The sequence below is a fragment of the Streptomyces mirabilis genome (assembly GCF_039503195.1).
GTDB classification, from domain to species: domain Bacteria; phylum Actinomycetota; class Actinomycetes; order Streptomycetales; family Streptomycetaceae; genus Streptomyces; species Streptomyces mirabilis_D.
In genome coordinates this window covers 6101899-6122342 of sequence record NZ_JBCJKP010000001.1, presented here as the reverse complement: position 1 = coordinate 6122342, position 20444 = coordinate 6101899, and the positions used below count along the sequence as shown (strand labels likewise).

Here is a 20444-nt window from a genome sequence, read left to right as displayed (position 1 = left end):
TCCTAGCGCTTCTTGTTCGTCTTGCGGCGGCGGACGATGTACTTGTTCGAAGCCTTCTTCGGCGAACGAGTACGACCCTCCTTCTGACCCCACGGGGAGACCGGGTGGCGACCACCGGAGGTCTTGCCCTCACCACCACCGTGCGGGTGGTCAACCGGGTTCATCGCCACACCGCGGACGGTCGGGCGAACGCCCAGCCAGCGCTTACGGCCGGCCTTACCCCAGTTGATGTTGCTCTGCTCGGCGTTGCCGACCTCGCCGACCGTGGCGCGGCAGCGCTGGTCGACCAGGCGGATCTCACCGGAAGGCATACGAAGGTGGGCCATCGTGCCCTCCTTCGCGAGCAGCTGCACCGAGGCACCGGCGGAGCGGGCGAACTTGGCACCGCCACCGGGACGGATCTCGATCGCGTGGATCGTGGTACCGACCGGGATGTTGCGGAGGGCCAGGTTGTTGCCCGGCTTGATGTCGGCCCCGGGACCGTTCTCGACGCGGTCACCCTGCTGCAGGTTGCGCGGGGCGAGGATGTAGCGCTTCTCGCCGTCGGCGTAGTGCAGCAGCGCGATGCGCGCGGTGCGGTTGGGGTCGTACTCGATGTGCGCGACCTTCGCCGGCACGCCGTCCTTGTCGTGACGACGGAAGTCGATCACTCGGTAGGCGCGCTTGTGTCCGCCACCCTGGTGGCGAACGGTCACACGACCGGCGTTGTTACGGCCGCCCTTGCTGTGCAGCGGGCGGACCAGCGACTTCTCCGGCGTGGACCGCGTGACCTCGACGAAGTCGGCGACGGAGGAGCCACGGCGGCCCGGCGTCGTCGGCTTGTACTTGCGGATTCCCATTTCTCAGTCCTCGTCCGATATTCGGACCAGGGCGCTCCGTTAGGAGGCCTGGCCGAAGATGTCGATACGGTCGCCCTCAGCGAGGGTCACGATGGCGCGCTTGGTGTCAGCACGCTTACCGAAACCGCTCTTGGTGCGCTTGCGCTTACCCTGACGGTTGATCGTGTTGACGCCGGTGACCTTGACCGAGAAGACCGCCTGGACGGCCTGCTTGATCTGGGTCTTGTTGGCGCCCGGCGCGACGACGAAGGTGTACTTGCCCTCGTCGAGCAGCGCGTAGCTCTTCTCGGAGACGACCGGCTTGAGGAGGACGTCACGGGGGTCCGTGAAGCTCTTGCTCACCGGCGTCTCGACGGTGTTCTTGCCCTCGGCCTCGTGGCGCTTCGCCTTGGCGACGCGCGCGGCCTTGGCGGCCTTGGCCGCCTTGGAGGCAATGCTCGGGTGACGCGTAGCCATCAGGCTTCGCTCCCTTCGGTGTCAGCGGCCTTGGGGCCAGACACGAAGGACTCGAAAGCGGCCTGGGTGAAGACCACGTCGTCCGAGACGAGAACGTCGTACGTGTTCAGCTGGCCCGGCTCCAGGATGTGGACCTGGGGCAGGTTGCGCGCGGAGAGCAGCGCGGCCTCGTCGGAGCGCTCGATGACCAGGAGCACGTTCTTGCGCTCGCTGACCTTGCCGAGGAAGCTCTTGGCGGCCTTGGTGGAGGGGGTCTCGCCCTCGATCACGCCGGTGATGACGTGGATGCGAGCGTTGCGGGCCCGGTCGGTGAGGGCGTGGCGCAGGGCCGCGGCCTTCATCTTCTTCGGGGTCCGCTGCGAGTAGTCACGCGGCGTGGGGCCGTGGACGACGCCACCGCCGGCGAACTGCGGCGCACGGGTCGAACCCTGGCGCGCGCGGCCGGTGCCCTTCTGACGGTAAGGCTTCTTACCGCCACCGCGGACCTCGCCACGACGCTTGACCTTGTGCGTGCCCTGACGGGCGGCGGCCAGCTGTGCGACGACGACCTGGTGAAGCAGCGGAATGCTGATCTTCTCTACGTCGAAGATCTCGGCCGGGAGCTCAACGGTCCCGGCGGTGTCGCCGGAGGGCGACAGAATGTCAATGGTGCTCATAGTCCTCAGGCCCCCTTGGCCGCGGTGCGGACCAGGACGAGGCCGCCGTTCGGACCAGGAACCGCGCCCTTGATAAGGAGCAGGCCCTTCTCCGCGTCAACGGCGTGAACGGTCAGGTTCTGGGTGGTGACCCGCTCGTTGCCCATGCGACCCGCCATGCGGAGGCCCTTGAACACACGACCCGGGGTGGCGCAGCCACCGATGGAGCCGGGAGAGCGGTGCTTGCGCTGGGTGCCGTGACCGGCGCCGAGGCCCTTGAAGTTGTGACGCTTCATGACACCGGCGAAGCCCTTGCCCTTGCTCTTGCCGGTGACGTCGACCTTCACGCCCGCCTCGAAGACCTCGGCGGAGATCTCCTGGCCGAGGGTGTACTCGGAGGCATCCGCGGTGCGGATCTCGACGAGGTGACGACGGGGGGTGACGTCGGCCTTGGCGAAGTGACCCTTGAGGGGCTTGTTCACCTTGCGCGGGTCGATCTCGCCGAAGGCGATCTGGACCGACTCGTAGCCGTCGCTGTCGTTGGTACGCACCTGGGTGACGACGTTGGGGCCGGCCTTGACGACGGTGACCGGAACAACACGGTTGTTCTCGTCCCACACCTGCGTCATGCCGAGCTTCTCGCCCAGGATGCCCTTGATCTGCTTAGCCATTCTCAGATCACCGATCCCTAGAGCTTGATCTCGATGTCGACACCGGCCGGGAGGTCGAGTCGCATCAGAGAGTCAACGGTCTTGGGCGTCGGGTCGAGAATGTCGATCAGGCGCTTGTGCGTGCGCATCTCGAAGTGCTCGCGCGAGTCCTTGTACTTGTGCGGCGACTTGATGACGCAGTACACGTTCTTCTCAGTGGGCAGCGGCACCGGGCCTGCGACCGACGCACCAGTGCGGGTCACCGTCTCGACGATCTTCTTCGCCGAGCTGTCGATGACCTCGTGGTCGTAGGCCTTGAGCCGGATGCGGATCTTCTGTCCCGCCATGGCTACTCAGTAGTCCTTTGTCTCGTGAAACGCTCTGGAACCCGGGGGTTCGCGTCCCGTATCTCCGACCCACGCGGTCGGGTGTGTCGCGCTCCTGCCGCAGAAATATCCGTAACGGATTTCCCTACGAGGGACGCGGCCCGCCCGAAAGCAACCGCAGGACCGGAGGCTGGAACACCCACCGGGCGCCTGGCCCGCACCCCGCTGACACTTCCCGAAAGATTCCCGTACGTCCGCCCCAGCGCTGCCTTACGGCAGTTGAGGCGACGAGTACTGTGGGACTCGCTTCCGGTCCTCCCGACGGGAGGCGCGCAGCATCGGCACTCGACCGAGCAACCCCGTTAGTCTGCCACACGGGGCGGGGGCCTGGCCAATCGAGCCGAGGATCGTACCCCTTGAGTGACGCAGGTCAAACCCTGGGCACACGGCAAGGCTCGCGGCACGTATCCGCCCGGGGCATAAGCGTCCGCCCCGGGTCTCACCAGTCATTCCGCACCTAAGCTTTTCACAAGCGCTGAAGAGAATGATGCCCGTGAAAGCTGGGGGGACGAGCGAGATGACCGTACGGCTGGAGAATCCGGACACCGCCGAGGCACAGGACACCGGAGTACCAGCCCCAGGCCAGCGCGTGACCGTACGCAATCGCCCCTGGGTGGTCACCGACGTCGTCCGCTCGACCGCCGCCAGCGACGACCCGGCACGCGCCGCTGAGGCCGCAACCAGCCACCTGATCACCCTGTCCTCACTGGAAAGCGACGGCCGGGACGAAGAGCTGCGGGTGGTGTGGGAGCTGGAGCAGGCGACGGACGTTCACGACCAGTACGAGCTGCCGTCTCCCAGCGACGGCTTCGACGAGCCGGGGCGGTTGGACGCTTTCCTGGACGCCGTGCGCTGGGGTGCCATCGCCTCCGCCGACAAGACGGCGCTCCAGGCCCCGTTCCGCTCCGGCGTCGAGATCCAGGACTACCAGCTGGACCCCGTGGTCCGCGCCCTGTCCATGCCTCGTACGAACCTGCTGATCGCGGACGACGTGGGCCTGGGCAAGACGGTCGAGGCCGGTCTGGTGATGCAGGAGCTGATGCTGCGGCACCGCGCCCGCTCGATGCTGATCGTCTGCCCCGCTGGGCTGACGCTCCAGTGGCGGGACGAGATGCGGGACAAGTTCGGTCTGGACTTCCGGATCGTCAACACCAAGATGCTGCGGGAGCTGCGCCGCGCAGCCGGCCCGTACGCCAACCCGTGGACCCATCACCCGCGGCTGATCGTCTCGATCGACTGGCTGAAGCGCGAGCCCCCGATGCGCATGCTGCGCGAACTACTGCCCCAAGTGCCGGAATATCCCCGCGCCTTCGACCTGCTGGTCGTGGACGAGGTGCACACGTGCGCGCCGTCCGGATCGGGAAAGTAAGCGGTCGACTCGCAGCGCACCCGGGCCGTGAAGCTGCTGGCCCCGCACTGCGAGCACCGCCTCTTCCTCTCCGCGACCCCGCACAACGGCTACCTGGAGTCCTTCACCGCGCTCCTCGAACTGCTCGACGACCACCGCTTCGCCCGCGGGATCAAACCGTCCGACGAGCAGTTGCGCCGGGTGATGGTGCGCCGCATGAAGTCGGACCTGCCGCCACTGTGGAACGGCAAGCCGCGCTTCCCGAAGCGGGTGCCGCATGCGCTGGAGGTCGAGTACAGCGACGCGATGCGGGAGGCGTACGCGAAGCTGACGGAGTACGCGCGCTCCCGCCGCGCCGAACAGGGGAACGGGAAGGCGGGCGGGACGGCCGCCGACTTCGTGACGTCGCTGCTCAAGAAGCGCTTCCTGTCGTCTCCGAAGGCGTTCGCGGAGACGATCCACACACATCTGAACACGATGACGACCCGGCGCACGGAGACCGAGCAGGAGCCGGCCCCGAGCGTCCGCGTGCTGCGGCCGCTGATCGACGGGATCGAGGAGGCCGAGGAGGAGGACGAGCAGGAGCAGGCAGAGGCGGCGACGCAGGCCTTCACCGCCGCCCGTCAGGCCATGCGTCCGCTCTCCGACCGGGAGCACACCCTTCTCAAGGAACTGGACACCTGGTCCATCGACGCCGGGAAGCGACCGGACGCCAAGTTCGGCCGCTTCAAGGAGTGGCTGGACGGCATCGTCTGCCCTGACGGCCCCCTTGGCGACTGGGAGCCCGAGCGGGTCATCATCTTCACCGAGTACCGCGACACCCAGCGCTGGCTGTACGGACAGCTGATCGCCGCCGGTTACCCCGAGGAGCGGATCGCCCAGCTGTACGGCGGCCAGGACCAGGACGACCGGGAGCGGGTCAAGCAGGTCTTCCAGGAGAGCCCCGACCTGTCCCCCGTGCGCATTCTGCTCGGCACCGACGCGGTCAGCGAGGGCATCAACCTCCAGGCGCACTGCCACCGGGTGCTGCACTGGGAGATCCCCTGGAACCCGAACCGCCTGGAGCAGCGCAACGGCCGTGTGGACCGGCACGGGCAGCGGGCCCACCAGGTGGACGTGTTCCACTTCGTCCCGGCGGGCTGGCAGGGCTTCGACCCGGAGCACGACCACCAGACGGACTCGGGTTACGACGACGGCGCCCTGGAGGACGAGTTGCACTTCCTCGCCGTCGCCGCCCGCAAGACCGAGCGCATCCGTGAGGACCTGGGCAGCGCGGGCGAGGTGATCGCCGCGCAGGTCGAGCAGAAGATGCTGGGACGCCGTTCGAGCTGGACCACCGCCGACGCCGAGATCACCAAGCGGTCCGGAAAGGCCGTCCTGAAGGTCGAGCGGGACCTGGCACGCGACCTGGAACGCCTGGTGGATGCCCTGTCCGGCAGCCGCCAGGAGCTGCACCTGCACCCCGAGACGGTCGAGCGTGTCGTCCGTACGGGCCTGCTGCTGGCCCACAACAAGGACCTCTCCGAGGTGCCCGATCCCAAGCCGGGCAAGGGCGCCCGCTGTTTCCGGCTGCCTGAGCTGCCCGGTGCCTGGGCGCGTGCCCGCAACGACGGACTGCGCCACCCCCTCACCGGCAAGGAACGGCCAGCGCCGCGGCCAAGACGTTGATCGCCTTACGACGCCGCCCGAAGCTGGTGTTTCTCTGTGTCATGTCCAGAATCGTCCACGGCGGCCACACCGCGAGCATGAGTACGCGTGCTCAACCTCCGCCGCCTCCCCACTCACCCCGGTTATGCGCACTTCAAACTCGTGACGGTGTCTCACCGGAGGCTCAGAGTTTGAGCACTCCCCGCCAGGTCCATCCGGCGCCGAGCACCACGTTCCGCAGAGGGTCCGTCATCTCCCGCGTGTCGAAGCGGAACGTCTCGACCTTGCGCCGACAGCCGTCGGGGCCCTGCTTGGTCTCCCACTGCCGGTACACCGCGGGCGCGTGTCCACGTCCGTACTGCGCATCGGCGTGGTCGGACGAACGGTTCTCCCACCGCTCGTCGAGGAAACGCACCTCGTGCTTCTCCGAGAGCAGGCGCATCCGGGTCTTGAGGGCCACGCCCACTTCCCGGATCCGACACTCCGCGACCAGATCGGCCTTCTCCTTGGGGAGGGCGTTGCGCACGCGGAACGGCACATCCGGCCCGTTGAGCGCGAGCAGCGCGGCCCGGAGTTCCATGCCCGACAGCAGTACGACACCGGTGTCGGGGTACCTGGTGCCGGTCAACTTGTCGAAGAAGCCCATGGGATCAACCTGCCTGAGTATGCGCGCGCGGACGGGAGGATGAGTACGCCTCCTGATGCCTCGGGCGGCCATCGCTGATGGGGTTCTGCCGCTCCTCGCCTGGGCTGTACCCCACGGCCGTGCCGCCTGTCCGGGCCGTATCAGAACTGCTCGATCTTCTGGCCGTCCGGAACCTGATAGCAGCCGGAGACGACGAAGAAGCTGAGGTTCGACGGATTGTCCTTGGCCTGGTAGGTGATTTTGACGCTGAATTTCTTCGTGTCGTTGTCGGCCGTGAGGCTGAGGTTCTTGTTTCGGCTACTGTCCGGTCCGTATTCGACAACCTCCCAGCCATGCTTGGGCAGTTTTGACTTCAGATTTTCCATTGCGCCCTCGAGCTGCCCGGACGAGGTCGGAGTGAAGGACCAGGAATGGAAGATCTGGAAGTACTTGTCCGGGTCCTTCTTTCCGCACTCCTTGACTCCCGGCCCAGTGTCGGATGCCTTCCCTTTGAAGCCGATAAGGTTGTACAGCTCGCTGGAAGTCTTCTTCGCATCCTCAGCGGCGTCACTCGACGTGCTGACGCCGGAAGATGGGATGTCGTCGGAATTGTTGGTGTCAGTCATGCCGCATCCGGTGAGGGTCGCAAGGGCGATGGGCAGGGTGAGCGCGATTGCGCCCAGTTTCGTCTTCAAGTCGGGGACCTCGTTTAATCGAACCGTGACACGGGCCGGTCTGTTGGTCGGGCAGCCATGCTTCCTACTTCACATGCGCCCAGGGATCCGGCGGCGGCTTCAGCTCTACGTCGTCACCCTTTCCGACCGCAACCCGGGCCTGGTTCCGCAGGCTGTCGGAGCCCGCATCCCAGTAACCGCTGTGGCCCTCGGTATCCGTGGTCATCTGGTTGGCACCGAAGCTCGGATCACTGGGAACGACCCAGCCGTCCCCACCATGGCCGAAACGACCGATGTCCGGAACAGGGTCCCCGTCGGCCTCCTCGTTCCACACGTGCCCCGCGGGGACGTCCAGGTCCGTTGCGTGGGAAACCTTGACGCCGGGGCTGCCCGCGAGGACAACGTCATCTGCGTTGAGCTGCCCCGTCTGGGCCGCGGCGCCGACCAGGGTCGTTCCGTACGAGTGAGCGATCACAGTTCGGTGCGGATCCGAATCACCGGAATGCGACGCGTCAAGGCCGTCCATGAAGTCGCGGAATGCCGGAGCGCCGTCATATGCGTAGTGTTCGAACGGCGAGTCTTTGACGAGATTCTGAGGTGCGTCGTAGCCGAGCCAGGTGATCGTAGAAACAGACTCGCCATGTGCCTCGGTATTGGCCACACGCCACAGATCCGTCATTCGTCCGATATCACCGTTGATTTTGCCCAGATTCGATGTTGTGCCCGGCACATACACTGCCTGATGATCAGCAGTGTCGGGATTCCCGTTTGCGACAATCGCGCGCCCATTGCCGTCCGCGTTGAACCCCAGCAGGTACGCCTCGGGCAGCCCACCATTACCCGTCGCGTCGAAGCGGGTCTGGATCGACTCCATACCCTTGAGGGATGAGGTGAGGTGATCGTACTCGCCCCCGTATTTTTTGTACCAATCCATCCATTCATCGGTATGCACCTTGGACGCGTAGCCTCCGGCGCTGATCCAGGTCCACTCATTGAGCGGCGCCGCCGGTATCGAATTCAGCTCTGTCTGCATCGTGCCCCGTGCCTCGTCGAACACGATGCGGTTGGCCTCGTCCCGAACCGTGGCAGGTAGCCCGTCGAGCGCGCCCAGGGAGTCGGGATGCATGGAGACCCACGCGGTCTGCTCCTCCGCGCTGAGTCCCTTCCACCACTCCGCGTTGTCCTTCGGGCTGCCGTTCGTGGGTGGCTGCGGCAGCGAGTCGAGATACTTCTTGCCCGCCTCGCTCACACCCTTCGTGTCCGAGGAAGCGTCGGCCCAGTCCTTGTCGGAGACGGTCAGATCGTCGTCCGCCTTCAGCGCCCTCAGCTTCGGCGCCCACTTCTCGTCGGCCTCCGTCGCTTCCTTGAGGGCAGCGGCGATCTGGTCCGCGTAGTCCTGTGCGAGGCGGTGGTTGGGGTTGGGGTCGAAGTTGGCTGCCTGACGGCCCACCGCGGAGGCCGTGTCATCCGTCAGGCCGCTCACCGTGCCGCCTTCGGGGATCTTGCCGTCCTCGCCCTTCTCCCCACTCGGCGGATAGGTGATCGAGCCGTCGGCATTCACGGTGAGCTTCGCCGCCTGCGCGCCTTCGAGCGCCGCGTCGAGCTTGCTCTTGGCTGCTCCCACCTCGTACGAGAAAGCTTCGAGAGCCGTACTGACGAGACCGCATTCGACCTGGACGTAGTGGAAGTTCTTGCTCAGCTCCGTCAGCTGCTTGACCGCCGCGGTCGCGGCCTCGCCCTTCAGGGAGTTCCTCATGGCCACGACGATCTGGTTGTCGATGCGATCCTTGGCCGCGCTCGCCATGTCAGACGTGCTGCGGTATCCGTCGGCCGCTTCCGAGTACTCGGTCGGTTTGAGGGCTTTGAGCGTTGCAAGGTCCATGCTGGTGCTCACTGCCCCTTGACCTGGCCGCCGACAACCGGCGTGTCCGCGTACTCGACCTTCAGATTGCCGATCTCGACCTCAACCGCCTCGTCGGTCGCCAGTTGGGCATTGCCCGTCTTCTCCAGCAAGCCCGCCAACTTCCCGCAGCGCCCGCTCACGTCCCGGACGTAGCGCTCCCACGACCCGTAAACGTCCTTCTGGGCCTCTGCGGTCAGGCAGCCTGAGTCCTTACCGAGGCCTCTCTGGCCGTCCGCCAGCTTCCCCAGCGCCCCTCCGATGTCCTCACGGAGTGATCCGACGCCTTCCCCTGCCTTGGCCCAGGCCGGCCTGTTCGACACCAGCGTGCCGCCGGCACCCCCAGGATCCATCGGTACGTGGTTCAGCTGCATCTGGGTCGAGTTCCGCTCAGCCGCTGCGGTTTTGAGCTGCTCCCACTCCTCCCACGCCATGCGTGGTCCCTCCCCCGTGTCTCGTCGTACACCGACGAACCCATGTAAACGTGCGGCAGCAATGCTGCTGTGATCACGCAATACCGTAGCGTCGCCTCGTCAGGCGTCTCATCCGTACCGATAACCATCAGGCGTGAGTACGCGTACTCAGGTGCCCCTGGCGTGTCGGCGCCTGCCGACGACCACGGCCGTGACGGCTCCGCCGAGCAGTACGGCAGCACCGACGCCCAGCCCGATCCAGAGAAGGCCACTGCCTCCGTCCTCGGCGGAGGCCGCGACCGCGGTGCTGTTCTCCTTGGACTTGGCACTGGTGCCGTTGGGGCCCGCGCCCTCTGCCGACGGAGATGCTGAGGCCGCGGCAGCGAGGTCGGAGAGGGGATACTCGTCGGCCGGGCCCGGGTCACCGGGGTTCTGAAGGGCGAAGCGAGGGCGCACAATGCCGTAGCCGATGGAGTCGTTGCGCTTCGCGCCGTCCGTGGGGCCGCCGATGGTGTTGAGCATGACGCGCAGGACCTGGTTGTTGGTCCAGGTCGGATGCTTGGACCAGATGAGGGCGGCGCTGGCGGAGGCCAGGGCGGTGGCGTCGCTGGTGCCGCTCCCCTTGCAGAGGCCCGTCTTGCCGCCGCAGGCGTGGACCATTTCCTCGCCTGGGGCGGAGAGGTCCACCTGAGGGCCGTACTGGGACCAGGAAGTCCGCCGAAGATTCTTGCTCACGGCTGCCACACCGACGACACCTGGAGTGGCGGCTGGATACTCAACGGTGTTGCCCTTGTCGCCACTATTCCCTACAGCCGCGAAAACGAGCGAGCCGTGGTCCAGGGCGTATTTCACGGCAGCAGTCAGCTGGGGTGCGGTGACAGTCGTGCCCGCTGAAATGTTGATGACCTGAGCACCTGAGTCTGCCGCGTAGCGGATGGCCTTCGCGAGGTACGAGGGCCCTGCAAAGCCATTCTCGTCACCCTTGGCAGGCATACGGATGGGAAGGATCTTGGTGCCCGGTGCAAGACCGAACGCACCGTTTCCACCTCCGTACGCCCCTGTACCAGCGATGAGTCCGGCCATCCCCGTACCGTGGCCGTCGTAGTCCGTGTGCTCGTCTCCGGAACGGCTTGAAGGTGCCAGATCCAGTCCATCGAGCACCCGTCCCTTCAGATCGGGATTGTTTGGGTCGACTCCGGTATCGATCACGGCGACGGTGATCCCCTTGCCCGTGCTCGTCCGCCACATGTCCTCGGCGTGCATGGCGTCCAGGTACCACTGCTGGGAGCGGGTGGAGTCGGCGTGAGCCTGAGCGGCCGTACCGCCCGCCAGCAGTAGCCCGATGGCCGCTGAGGCCAGAACCTGGAACCTCCTGTGCCGCGTATTGCCGGTGGGCATGTACGTCCCTTTCGTATTTCTGGAATTCAGTCGGCGGTCGGTGCTTCACCGCGGCGGTCGGTCTGCCGCTTCTGCTTGGCCTGCCGGGCGCCACCGGTCTGTCCAGCGGCACCGCCGCGAGCACCTCTGCGATTGCCTGCCTCGCTGGGCGTACCGCCGGAGATGCCTCCTCGCGTCGGTGCGGAGGCTACCGGCGCGCCGGGACGGGCCGGCGCGCGGCCCGTCTGCTGCGGGGTGCCACCCACGACGCCGTTAGAGGGCGTGGGCGCGGAGCGTCCAACGGGTCGGCCGACGGCCGGGCGGGCAACCGCCTGCCCTCCTGGTCCTGCGGCCGAGCCGCGGCTGCCTACGGGCTCGCCGCCGACGACCGTCCCGCCGGGTAGCCGACCCGTAGGTCGGCCAGTGCTAGGCGTCGTAGTCGGACGCCCCCCGGTGATGCCTGAATTGGCCGGAAGACCACGGCCGGAGCCTTGGCCTGGAACGGTACGGCTCGGAGCCACGCCGGAGCCTGGCATGTTGCGGCTCGAGATCGGGCCGACTCCAGTGGCTCCACTACCAGGAAGGGAGCCGACGGCTCGTTGCCCAGGCCGGGCAGGCACGCGTCCAGCAACGTCCGATCTACCCGGGCCGACGGAGGCCGAAGGTATGCGTGGAGCGCCGCCTGAGAACGGCGGAGCCATGCCACTCCCCGCTGAAGGTACGCCTGTGTCCGGACGAGAGGGTGTGGGCATCCCGTTCGCCGCTCCTGCAGGCGGTTGATGAACTCCTGGGAGAGTAGTCGCCGAGTCAATGCCGACATGCGTGACAGGCTCGATGGTCCGCGCGCGCAGATGATCTGACGGCGCCTCACTCGTGAACTGCTCCGTCTCAAGCCGCCCCGAGGTCACAGCATGCCCATGCTCAGGCCGTACGGTTCCGGCGGTTCCGACGACTCCGGAAGCGGTGCCGCCCCCGCTCACACCGGCGGAGCTCCCGGGTGACGGGCGAGCCAGGTCCTCGACCGCATTGTCACGCGGCGGCACGAAGGCCGCAGGCGGCGGCGGAAACTTGGGCCTCTCCAGCCCGTCCAGCTGCGTGGCCGACAGCGAGTACGTCTGGCCCAGCTTCCGCATCTGCGCAGCCGCCTCCTGCCGCACCTTCTCCTTGTCCGCCGCCAGCGCCGCGAGTTCGCTCGCGGACTTGCTGCTCACCGTCGCCGCGTCCGGGTCGTTGTGCGCCGCTTGCGCCGCGTCCAGGTTCGCCTGGGCGCTCTTGGTGTCGCGCGGGATGGACGCCTGCGCCGTGGCGATCGCGCCCGAGGCCTCACCCAGCCACTTCGCGGCGCCCTCGCTGAAATCACCCAGGCGCAAAGTCGAGTTGGCCAGGTCGCCGCTCCACGTGCGGAACGCGTCCGCCCCCTCGCCCTTCCACTCCACGTACTGCGGGCGGACCTTGAGCTCCTCCGCGATCTTGCGGATCTCCTTGGCCGCGGCGATCAGCCGGTCGGCGGCGCCCTGCACCGTCCCCGCGTTCGCCTGGTCCAGCCACGCGAGCATCTGCTCGTGGCTCATGTCCTCGAAGGACGTACCGCCGCCGGTTCCCGTGCCGGACATCAGATCGTGCCTCCCGAGTCGCCGCTCGAAGGTGTCTGATGCGGCTTCGAATCGGTGCCGCCTTCGTGGCTCTTCTTCGGCAGCGCGGGGTCGTAGCTCCCGCCGTAGTGCTTCGTCGTCTCCGTGCTGATCGCCGTCATACGGTCGCGGATGTCCAGGTCGATGTTCTGGTAGCCCTTGTGCGAGGCCAGCACGGCGATACCCATGCCCTCCATGGAGTCGGACAGCAGTTTGGAGAGGCTCTCCAGCTCGGTGATCACCGTCTCGTACGAGGTGAAAAGGCCGGACGCCTCCGCCCACGCCCCGCTTCCGCCGCCGAACTGGTGCCGTGCGAGCTGCTCCTGCCCCACTTCGCCCGGTCCCGCCACCGAACCCTTGAGGTCGCGGATCAGGTCGTCGACGCGCTTCTGGAACTTCGTGAACGACGACAGCTCGGTGACCACATCACCGATCGCGTTCTGCGCCGCGTCGAACACGCTCGACGCCCACGACGCCGGTCCAGGCGCCGCCCCACTATCGCTCGGCAACACAATCTCTCCCCCGTACAGCCACAACAGCCGAAGCTTCACCTGCAACTCTAGCTATCGGCTGTGACAGTCCACAGACAGCCCCTGGCAGAGAATGACCGGAATCGGGCCATTCCGAGGAGGGGCTCGGCCAGTCTCCGAGGCCGGTGAGGAAAGGCATGGCTCCACTCAACCCCGCCACAGGAGACGGCACATGAGTGTCCGTACTCACATGCGGGAGCGGGAGTGTCCAAGTGCCCGTCCGGGCCGAACTCGACCTCGCAGCACCGGAGCACGGCGAAGCGTGTTCCGGTGCTGCCTGCGATCTTCCCCAAGAAACACGAGAGGGAAAGAACCCCGCCAAGCCCCACCCCTCCCGCCCGCCGAAGCGGTGACCACCGCGCAAACTCACTCCCGCGAGTGAATATGCCCACCTCGGGTGGATTCAGGGTCGGTTGCCTACCTTCCCCCGCCCAGTCCCGTATCGCGGGCAAAAACCACCCCCACCAGAGCGCTCACGCCCGTCCCGCCGGCGGCATCCACGGCCACACCCGCCACACCACCCGCTTCACGGTGATCGGCAACCACCTCGCCCAGCACCCGGAGCTCTCAGGACTCGCGATCGGGCTCGCCGTCTACATCCAGTCGCTCCCCACCGGCGCCCGCGTCGACATCAAGACCCTCGCCGCCCGGTTCCCCGAAGGCCCGCCCCGTATCGCCGCCGCGCTGCGCGAGCTGGAAACCCACGGCCACCTCCGCGGCACCCGCGAACGCACCCCCGGCGGCCGGATCGTCACCCGCACCGTCCCCTGCAACCAGCCCGGACACCACGGAACGGCGGCCGGACACCCCCAGCAGGCCCGCTCAACGCCCGGCCGCGGCCAAACGACCGCCCCGCAAGCTCCTCCCCACCGCGCCCCAGCCCGCGCACGCCTTCCCCACCCTCCTCCGGGCCGCCACCGACCTCCTCGCCGGCCTCCGCCGCCACGACTCCCGGCTCCTCCTCTCCGTCACCGACACGGAGCACCTGGCCCCCGGCGTCGCCGCCCGGCACGGGCACCCCGGACGGGGAGGACCTTCCCGAGGGCATCCTGCGCCACCCCGACGTCATGCTGATCGCCGAGGCGGACATGGAGGGTGACGGGTCCTTCGACCCCCGTACGATCATCGCCGCCATCGAGATCGTTTCCCGCTCGAGCCCGGACAACGACTGGGTGAGCACGGTGCGGGACTATCCGTTGCTGGGCATTCCGTCGTACGTGATCTTCGACCCGCGCATGGGAGAAGGTGCCGTCCTCTCCGACATCCACCCCACTCCCGGCGGCCCCCGCTCCGCGACCCGCAAGGACTTCATGTACGGCGAAGACGTCACCATCGCCGAATGGACGATCTCCACCGCGGACCTGCCCCGGTACCCGAACCAGTAAGCCGGACCGCGGCGATGACGGCATTCCGCTGCTCCGCCTGGAGCACTCCCGCACGACACCCCACCCCCGCCCGACGATGCTGAACGCATGGCAGAAGAGACCGGCACACTCGCCGAGCGGCCCGAGCAGCCTCTTCCCCCTGTTCGGGACTGGCCCGCCGGTGAGCTGAAGGCCACCGAGTTCGAGCCGGTGCTCGCGGAGCTGATGCGGGAGGGGCCGCTGACGCGGATCCGGCTTCCGTACGGGGAGGGCTGGGCGTGGCTGGCGACGCGCTACGACGACGTGAAGATGATCACGAACGATCCCCGGTTCAGCCGGCGGGAGGCCTCCGTCCGGCAGGTCACGCGACTCGCGCCGCACTTCGCGCCCCGCCCCGGGGCCCTGGCCTGGGCCGATCAGCCCGACCACAACCGGCTCCGGAACGCCGTCTCGGCCGCCTACACCGTGAGCGCCGTGAAGCGCCTGCGCCCCCGCGCCCAGGAGATGCTCGACGCCCTGGTGGACGGGCTGGTGGCGGACGGCCCCCCGGCGGACCTGGTCGAGCGGGTCCTCGAACCCTTCCCGATCAACGTCGTCTGCGAGGTCATGGGCGTACCCGTCGACGAGCGGCAGAAGTTGCACGACTGGACGCGGGAGATCATCAGCACGGCGGGCGGCGCCGAGGCCTCCGAGCAGGCCAAGAAGGGGCTCTTCGGGTGGATCGGGGAGGCCGTCCGCGAGCGCCGCGACAGCGAGAGCGACGGTGCCAGCGAGGACGTGCTGTCCCTGCTCGGTGGTGCCGTGCGGCGGGGCGAGCTCGGTCTGGAGGAGGCGATCAGTGTCGCCGGGCCGCTCCAGATCGGCGGCGAGGCCGTCACCCACAACAGTGGCCAGATGTTCTACCTCCTCCTCACCCGGCCCGAACTGCTGCAACGCTTCCGCGACGACCCCGCCTCCCGCCGGGCGGGCATCGAGGAACTCCTGCGTCACATCCCGCACCGCGCCGCCGTCGGTCTGCCCCGCATCGCCACGCAGGACGTCGACATCCACGGCACCCTCGTCAGCGCGGGCGACGCCGTCTATGTCTCCTACCTGGCCGCCAACCGCGACCCGGACGTCTTCCCCGACCCCGACCGGATCGACTTCGACCGGGACGCGGGGGCCCATGTGTCGTTCGGCAACGGGCCGCACTTCTGCACGGGCGCCGTCTTCTCCCGTATGCAGATCGAGCTGCTGATCGACACCCTGCTCGAACGCCTGCCCGGGCTGCGCCTCGCCGTGCCCGCCGATCAGGTCCCCTTCCGGCAGCGCACGATGATCCGCGGTCCGGTGGCCTTGCCGGTCGCCTGGTGACACGCCGGTCCACACGGTGGCTTTCCGCCGGACCCAGGTACGTCGGCCCGAGCCCACCCGTGTCGATCACCAGCCGTTGCAGCACCACCGTCGGGTCGACCATCCAGAACTCCGGGCGGCGCACCCGGGGAGCGGCGATCGCATGCCTCGTCGACGTCATGTTCACGTGGTCCGACGTGTCGCGGGCCCACTGGCTGTTCATCAGGCCGTCGTCGGCTCCCGTGGCCGCGGGGATGTCGACCGTCCGCGGCGGCGCGTCGTCGAAGGAGAGCGCGTAACGCAGGCCGCCCGTCGGGAGGGCCGGGTTGCGTGGGGACAGGTACGCCCACACGGTCACCGTGCCGACGCTCACCAGGCTCACCTCGTACTCCAGGCGCAGGGAGGCGGTGCCGCCCGGCGTCCGGCGCGGGGCCGTCACGGGGTACGGCGTCATGCCCGCCCCCGTGCGGCCGATCCGTGTACTGAGACCGTCATCGGCATACGGAGGCGGTCATCGCTTGGCGCAGCCGTCATGGGCTGACGAAGTCCGTCATAGGCGAAGATCGTCGGCGCTGCCGGCCACCGCCGGGCCGAGCCCCGCCGGAAGGTGGGCCACGACCAGGGCCACGGCCGCTTCCGCCGTGTCGGTCTCGCCGAGGAGGGTCCCGACGCGGGGCACGAAGACCCGGAAGCGCCCGTCGTACCGAGGCAGGACGCTCGGCACCCGCAGCACGTACGGGTACCGGGTGCAGCTGCTCAGATGCAGGGCGAAATGGCTGTTGTACGGATACAGCTGCCGCAGTGTCCGTTCCGCGCCGGCCACCTCGATGAGGTCCACGATGCCCGGGTAGCCCACCCCTGGCCGGAGGACCTCCTGCCGCTCGCGACGCCACTGCCACGCCAGCGCCAGCTGCCGCCACCGCGCCTCCACGGCATCGGCCGGGCCACGCCGATGCGCCGCCGCCACGTCCGGAAGAACCGGCTTCGCCGGCAGCGGCCTACGTCCCACCATGCCCGGGTCATGGGAATCCACGCACGCAGTGTGCGCGATGGGCACGGCAAAGGGGCCCGTACGACCGAAGTCGTACGGGCCCCTTCAAGGAGCTCGCGAGGAGCTACCAGGCTGTCAGGCCAACAAGGACTTACTTGTTGATCTTGATGACCTGGCCGGCGCCCACGGTCCGGCCACCCTCACGGATGGCGAACTTCAGGCCCTCCTCCATGGCGACGGGCTGGATGAGCGAAACGGTCATCTCAGTGTTGTCGCCCGGCATGACCATCTCGGTGCCCTCGGGGAGGGTCACAACGCCGGTCACGTCCGTCGTACGGAAGTAGAACTGCGGACGGTAGTTGTTGAAGAACGGCGTGTGGCGGCCACCCTCGTCCTTGGACAGGATGTAGGCCTGGGCCTCGAACTCGGTGTGCGGCGTGACCGAACCGGGCTTGATGATGACCTGGCCGCGCTCGACGTCCTCGCGCTTGATGCCACGGAGGAGCAGACCGACGTTCTCACCGGCCTGGCCCTCGTCGAGCAGCTTGCGGAACATCTCGATGCCGGTGACCGTGGTGGTGGTCTTGTCCTGCTTGATGCCCACGATGTCGACGGTCTCGTTGACCTTGAGGACACCACGCTCGATACGACCGGTGACGACGGTGCCACGACCGGTGATCGTGAAGACGTCCTCGATCGGCATCAGGAACGGCTTGTCGACGTCACGCTCGGGCTGCGGGATGTTCTCGTCGACGGCCTGCATCAGGTCGAGGACGGTCTGGCCCCACTCCTTGTCGCCCTCAAGGGCCTTGAGCGCCGAGACCTTGACGACCGGCAGGTCGTCGCCCGGGAACTCGTACTCGGAGAGCAGCTCGCGAACCTCGAGCTCGACGAGCTCCAGGATCTCCTCGTCGTCCACCATGTCGGCCTTGTTCAGGGCGACGACGATGTAGGGAACGCCGACCTGGCGGGCCAGGAGCACGTGCTCCTTGGTCTGCGGCATCGGGCCGTCGGTGGCGGCGACCACGAGGATGGCGCCGTCCATCTGCGCCGCACCCGTGATCATGTTCTTGATGTAGTCCGCGTGACCGGGGCAGTCGACGTGGGCGTAGTGACGCGTCTCGGTCTGGTACTCGACGTGCGCGATGGAGATGGTGATACCGCGCTGGCGCTCCTCAGGAGCCTTGTCGATCTGGTCGAAGGCCGAGGCCTCGTTCAGGTCCGGGTACGCGTCGTGCAGCACCTTGGTAATGGCGGCCGTGAGGGTCGTCTTACCGTGGTCGATGTGACCGATGGTGCCGATGTTGACGTGCGGCTTAGTCCGCTCGAACTTCGCCTTCGCCACTGGGTCCTCCTGTGGAGTGGTTCTGGTACGCCTTACTCATCGGCGCCAGGTGATCTTTGCTGGGATGCCGCCCGCCGGGGTTCTCCCCCGGGGACGATCTCTCGTCCCCTTGCCGGTTCGAAGCCCCGGCGGTCGGTGTCAAGCCTAAAGCGTGTAAACGGGGTGCGTTACTCGCCCTTGGCCTTCGCGATGATCTCCTCGGCGACGTTCCGGGGAACCTCGGCGTAGGAGTCGAACTGCATCGAGTAGCTTGCGCGACCCGAGGTCTTGCTGCGGAGGTCGCCGACGTAGCCGAACATCTCCGAGAGGGGCACGAGGCCCTTCACGACGCGGGCACCGGCCCGCTCCTCCATGGCCTGGATCTGACCACGGCGGGAGTTGATGTCGCCGATGACCTCACCCATGTAGTCCTCGGGCGTGGTGACCTCGACGGCCATCATCGGCTCGAGCAGCACGGGGCTGGCCTTGCGCGCGGCCTCCTTGAAGGCCTGCGAACCGGCGATCTTGAACGCGAGCTCGGAGGAGTCGACCTCGTGGTAGCCACCGTCGAGAAGAATGACGCGGACGCCCGTCATCTCGTAGCCGGCCAGGATGCCGAACTGCATGGCCTCCTGCGCACCCGCGTCGACCGAAGGGATGTACTCCTTCGGGATGCGGCCACCGGTGACCTTGTTCACGAACTCGTACGAGGCGTCGCCGCCCTCGATCGGCTCGATCGCGATCTGCACCTTGGCGAACTGACCGGTGCCACCGGTCTGCTTCTTGTGCGTGTAGTCGTGACGCTCGACGGCCTTACGGATCGTCTCACGGTACGCGACCTGCGGCTTACCGACGTTGGCCTCGACCTTGAACTCACGGCGCATACGGTCGACCAGCACCTCGAGGTGCAGCTCGCCCATACCACCGATGATGGTCTGGCCGGTCTCCTCGTCCGAGTGAACCTGGAAGGAGGGGTCCTCCTCCGCGAGACGCTGGATGGCGACACCCAGCTTCTCCTGGTCACCCTTGGACTTGGGCTCGATGGCGACCTGAATGACCGGCGCCGGGAAGTCCATGGACTCCAGGATGACCGGGTTCTTGTCGTCGGCCAGCGTCTCACCGGTGGTGGTCTGCTTCAGGCCCATGACGGCGACGATGTCACCGGCGCCCACCGACTCGATCTCCTCACGCTTGTTCGCGTGCATGCGGTAGATCTTGCCGATGCGCTCCTTCTTGCCCTTGACGGAGTTCAGCACGGCGCTGCCGGACTCCAGGCGGCCCGAGTACACCCGGACGAAGGTGAGCTTGCCCAGGTGCGGGTCGCTCATGATCTTGAACGCGAGGGCGGAGAGCGGCTCGTCGTCGGACGGCTTGCGCTTGACGACCAGCTCCGGGTCCTTCACGTCGTGGCCCTCGATGGCCTCGACGTCAAGCGGAGTCGGCAGGTAGCGCACGACCGCGTCGAGCAGGGGCTGAACGCCCTTGTTCTTGAACGCGGTGCCACAGAACACCGGGGTGACCGTGACGCCCTTGGACTTGCCGGACGCGATGGTGACACGACGGATCGCGGCGTACAGCTGCTCCTCGGTGGGCTCCTGACCCTCCAGGAACAGCTCCATGATCTCGTCGTCGTTCTCCGCGACGGCCTCGACGAGCTTGCCGCGGTACTCCTCGGCAGCCTCGGTGTGCGTGGCCGGGATGTCGACGACGTCGTACATCTCGCCCTTGGCGGCCTCGGCGGACCATACGAGCGCCTTCATGCGGACCAGGTCCACAACGCCCTTGAAGTCCATCTCGGCACCGATCGGAAGCTGCATGATCAGCGGCACCGCACCGAGGCGGTCCTTGATCATGTCGACGCAGCGGTGGAACTCCGCGCCGGTCCGGTCGAGCTTGTTGACGAAGCAGATGCGCGGCACGCCGTAACGGTCGGCCTGACGCCACACCGTCTCGGACTGCGGCTCCACACCGGCGACACCGTCGAACACCGTGACGGCACCGTCGAGGACGCGCAGCGAGCGCTCCACCTCGACCGTGAAGTCGACGTGCCCCGGGGTGTCGATGATGTTGATCGTGTAGTCGTTGTCCTCGAGCGGCCAGTGACAGGTGGTGGCAGCAGAGGTGATCGTGATGCCACGCTCCTGCTCCTGCTCCATCCAGTCCATGGTGGCAGCGCCGTCGTGGACCTCACCGATCTTGTAGCTGACGCCGGTGTAGAAGAGGATCCGCTCGGTGGTGGTCGTCTTGCCCGCGTCGATGTGGGCCATGATCCCGATGTTGCGGACCCTGGCCAGGTCAAGTGAAGTGGTAGCCATAAGGCTT

16 protein-coding genes and 4 pseudogenes are annotated in these 20444 nt (G+C 67.3%); 5 read left to right on the top strand and 15 right to left on the bottom strand.

The genetic code is table 11. The features are described from left to right. Window positions 1-2 precede the first annotated feature (2 nt). Genes rplB through rpsJ form a run of 5 tightly spaced genes read right to left on the bottom strand, consistent with a single transcriptional unit; the run spans window position 3 to window position 2927 of the window. Window positions 3-839, bottom strand: coding sequence for a 50S ribosomal protein L2 (rplB, locus tag AAFF41_RS28275; RefSeq protein WP_030039757.1), 837 nt, complete (start codon window positions 837-839; stop codon window positions 3-5). A gap of 39 nt (window positions 840-878) precedes the next feature. Further along, the gene (rplW, locus tag AAFF41_RS28270; RefSeq protein WP_060900354.1) at window positions 879-1295 is read right to left on the bottom strand and encodes a 50S ribosomal protein L23; all 417 of its coding nucleotides are present in this window, start codon (window positions 1293-1295) and stop codon (window positions 879-881) included. After that, window positions 1295-1951, bottom strand: coding sequence for a 50S ribosomal protein L4 (gene rplD, locus AAFF41_RS28265; protein WP_060900353.1), 657 nt, complete (start codon window positions 1949-1951; stop codon window positions 1295-1297). Before rplD ends, rplW begins: the two co-directional genes overlap by 1 nt. A 5-nt stretch (window positions 1952-1956) precedes the next feature. Beyond that, window positions 1957-2601 (bottom strand): 50S ribosomal protein L3, encoded by a 645-nt coding sequence (rplC, locus tag AAFF41_RS28260; protein ID WP_030619125.1) that lies wholly within the window; start codon window positions 2599-2601, stop codon window positions 1957-1959. Window positions 2602-2618: 17 nt separating this feature from the next. Then, window positions 2619-2927 (bottom strand): 30S ribosomal protein S10, encoded by a 309-nt coding sequence (gene rpsJ / locus AAFF41_RS28255; RefSeq protein ID WP_003948644.1) that lies wholly within the window; start codon window positions 2925-2927, stop codon window positions 2619-2621. A gap of 532 nt (window positions 2928-3459) precedes the next feature. Here rpsJ and AAFF41_RS28250 point away from each other — a divergent pair. Together AAFF41_RS28250 and drmD are read left to right on the top strand one after the other, a co-directional pair. Next, window positions 3460-4335 (top strand): SNF2-related protein, encoded by an 876-nt coding sequence (locus AAFF41_RS28250; protein WP_343324814.1) that lies wholly within the window; start codon window positions 3460-3462, stop codon window positions 4333-4335. A 12-nt stretch (window positions 4336-4347) separates the two neighbouring features. Beyond that, window positions 4348-5982 (top strand): annotated as a pseudogene (drmD, locus tag AAFF41_RS28245) (DISARM system SNF2-like helicase DrmD); the annotation flags it as partial. 163 nt (window positions 5983-6145) lie between these two features. Here the strand turns inward: drmD and AAFF41_RS28240 are convergent. The 6 genes from AAFF41_RS28240 to AAFF41_RS28215 form a co-directional block, all read right to left on the bottom strand. Continuing rightward, window positions 6146-6607: a hypothetical protein gene (locus AAFF41_RS28240; RefSeq protein WP_343324813.1), complete on the bottom strand. Its 462-nt coding sequence runs from the start codon at window positions 6605-6607 to the stop codon at window positions 6146-6148. Window positions 6608-6747: 140 nt separating this feature from the next. Continuing rightward, window positions 6748-7281: a hypothetical protein gene (locus tag AAFF41_RS28235; protein ID WP_343324812.1), complete on the bottom strand. Its 534-nt coding sequence runs from the start codon at window positions 7279-7281 to the stop codon at window positions 6748-6750. Between the two features lie 64 nt (window positions 7282-7345). Next, window positions 7346-9142 carry an alpha/beta hydrolase gene (locus AAFF41_RS28230; RefSeq protein ID WP_343326366.1) on the bottom strand — a complete coding sequence of 599 codons (1797 nt, stop codon included), beginning with the start codon at window positions 9140-9142 and terminating at the stop codon, window positions 7346-7348. Between the two features lie 8 nt (window positions 9143-9150). Then, window positions 9151-9594 (bottom strand): hypothetical protein, encoded by a 444-nt coding sequence (locus tag AAFF41_RS28225; RefSeq protein ID WP_343324811.1) that lies wholly within the window; start codon window positions 9592-9594, stop codon window positions 9151-9153. Window positions 9595-9741: 147 nt separating this feature from the next. After that, on the bottom strand, window positions 9742-10971 hold the full coding sequence (gene mycP, locus AAFF41_RS28220; RefSeq protein WP_343324810.1) for a type VII secretion-associated serine protease mycosin: 1230 nt from the start codon (window positions 10969-10971) through the stop codon (window positions 9742-9744). 1591 nt (window positions 10972-12562) lie between these two features. Further along, window positions 12563-13039 (bottom strand): hypothetical protein, encoded by a 477-nt coding sequence (locus tag AAFF41_RS28215; protein ID WP_343324809.1) that lies wholly within the window; start codon window positions 13037-13039, stop codon window positions 12563-12565. A gap of 456 nt (window positions 13040-13495) precedes the next feature. Between AAFF41_RS28215 and AAFF41_RS28210 the strand changes: the two are divergent. The 3 genes and pseudogenes from AAFF41_RS28210 to AAFF41_RS28200 all read left to right on the top strand — a co-directional run. Next, a pseudogene (locus AAFF41_RS28210) lies at window positions 13496-14117 on the top strand (helix-turn-helix domain-containing protein); the annotation flags it as partial. Window positions 14118-14121: 4 nt separating this feature from the next. Continuing rightward, window positions 14122-14496, top strand: a pseudogene (locus tag AAFF41_RS28205) (Uma2 family endonuclease); the annotation flags it as partial. An 87-nt stretch (window positions 14497-14583) separates the two neighbouring features. Next, entirely contained in the window at window positions 14584-15828 is a 1245-nt protein-coding gene (locus AAFF41_RS28200; RefSeq protein WP_343324808.1) for a cytochrome P450, read from the top strand. A 10-nt stretch (window positions 15829-15838) separates the two neighbouring features. Here the strand turns inward: AAFF41_RS28200 and AAFF41_RS28195 are convergent. The 4 genes and pseudogenes from AAFF41_RS28195 to fusA form a co-directional block, all read right to left on the bottom strand. Continuing rightward, window positions 15839-16285 (bottom strand): annotated as a pseudogene (locus AAFF41_RS28195) (glycosyl hydrolase 115 family protein); the annotation flags it as partial. A 72-nt stretch (window positions 16286-16357) separates the two neighbouring features. After that, window positions 16358-16840: a DUF6193 family natural product biosynthesis protein gene (locus AAFF41_RS28190; protein WP_319750129.1), complete on the bottom strand. Its 483-nt coding sequence runs from the start codon at window positions 16838-16840 to the stop codon at window positions 16358-16360. A 109-nt stretch (window positions 16841-16949) separates the two neighbouring features. Further along, entirely contained in the window at window positions 16950-18143 is a 1194-nt protein-coding gene (tuf, locus tag AAFF41_RS28185; protein WP_101400105.1) for an elongation factor Tu, read from the bottom strand. Window positions 18144-18310: 167 nt separating this feature from the next. Continuing rightward, complete coding sequence (gene fusA / locus AAFF41_RS28180) at window positions 18311-20437, bottom strand: elongation factor G (RefSeq protein WP_060900338.1); 2127 nt, start codon at window positions 20435-20437, stop codon at window positions 18311-18313. Window positions 20438-20444: the final 7 nt, after the last annotated feature.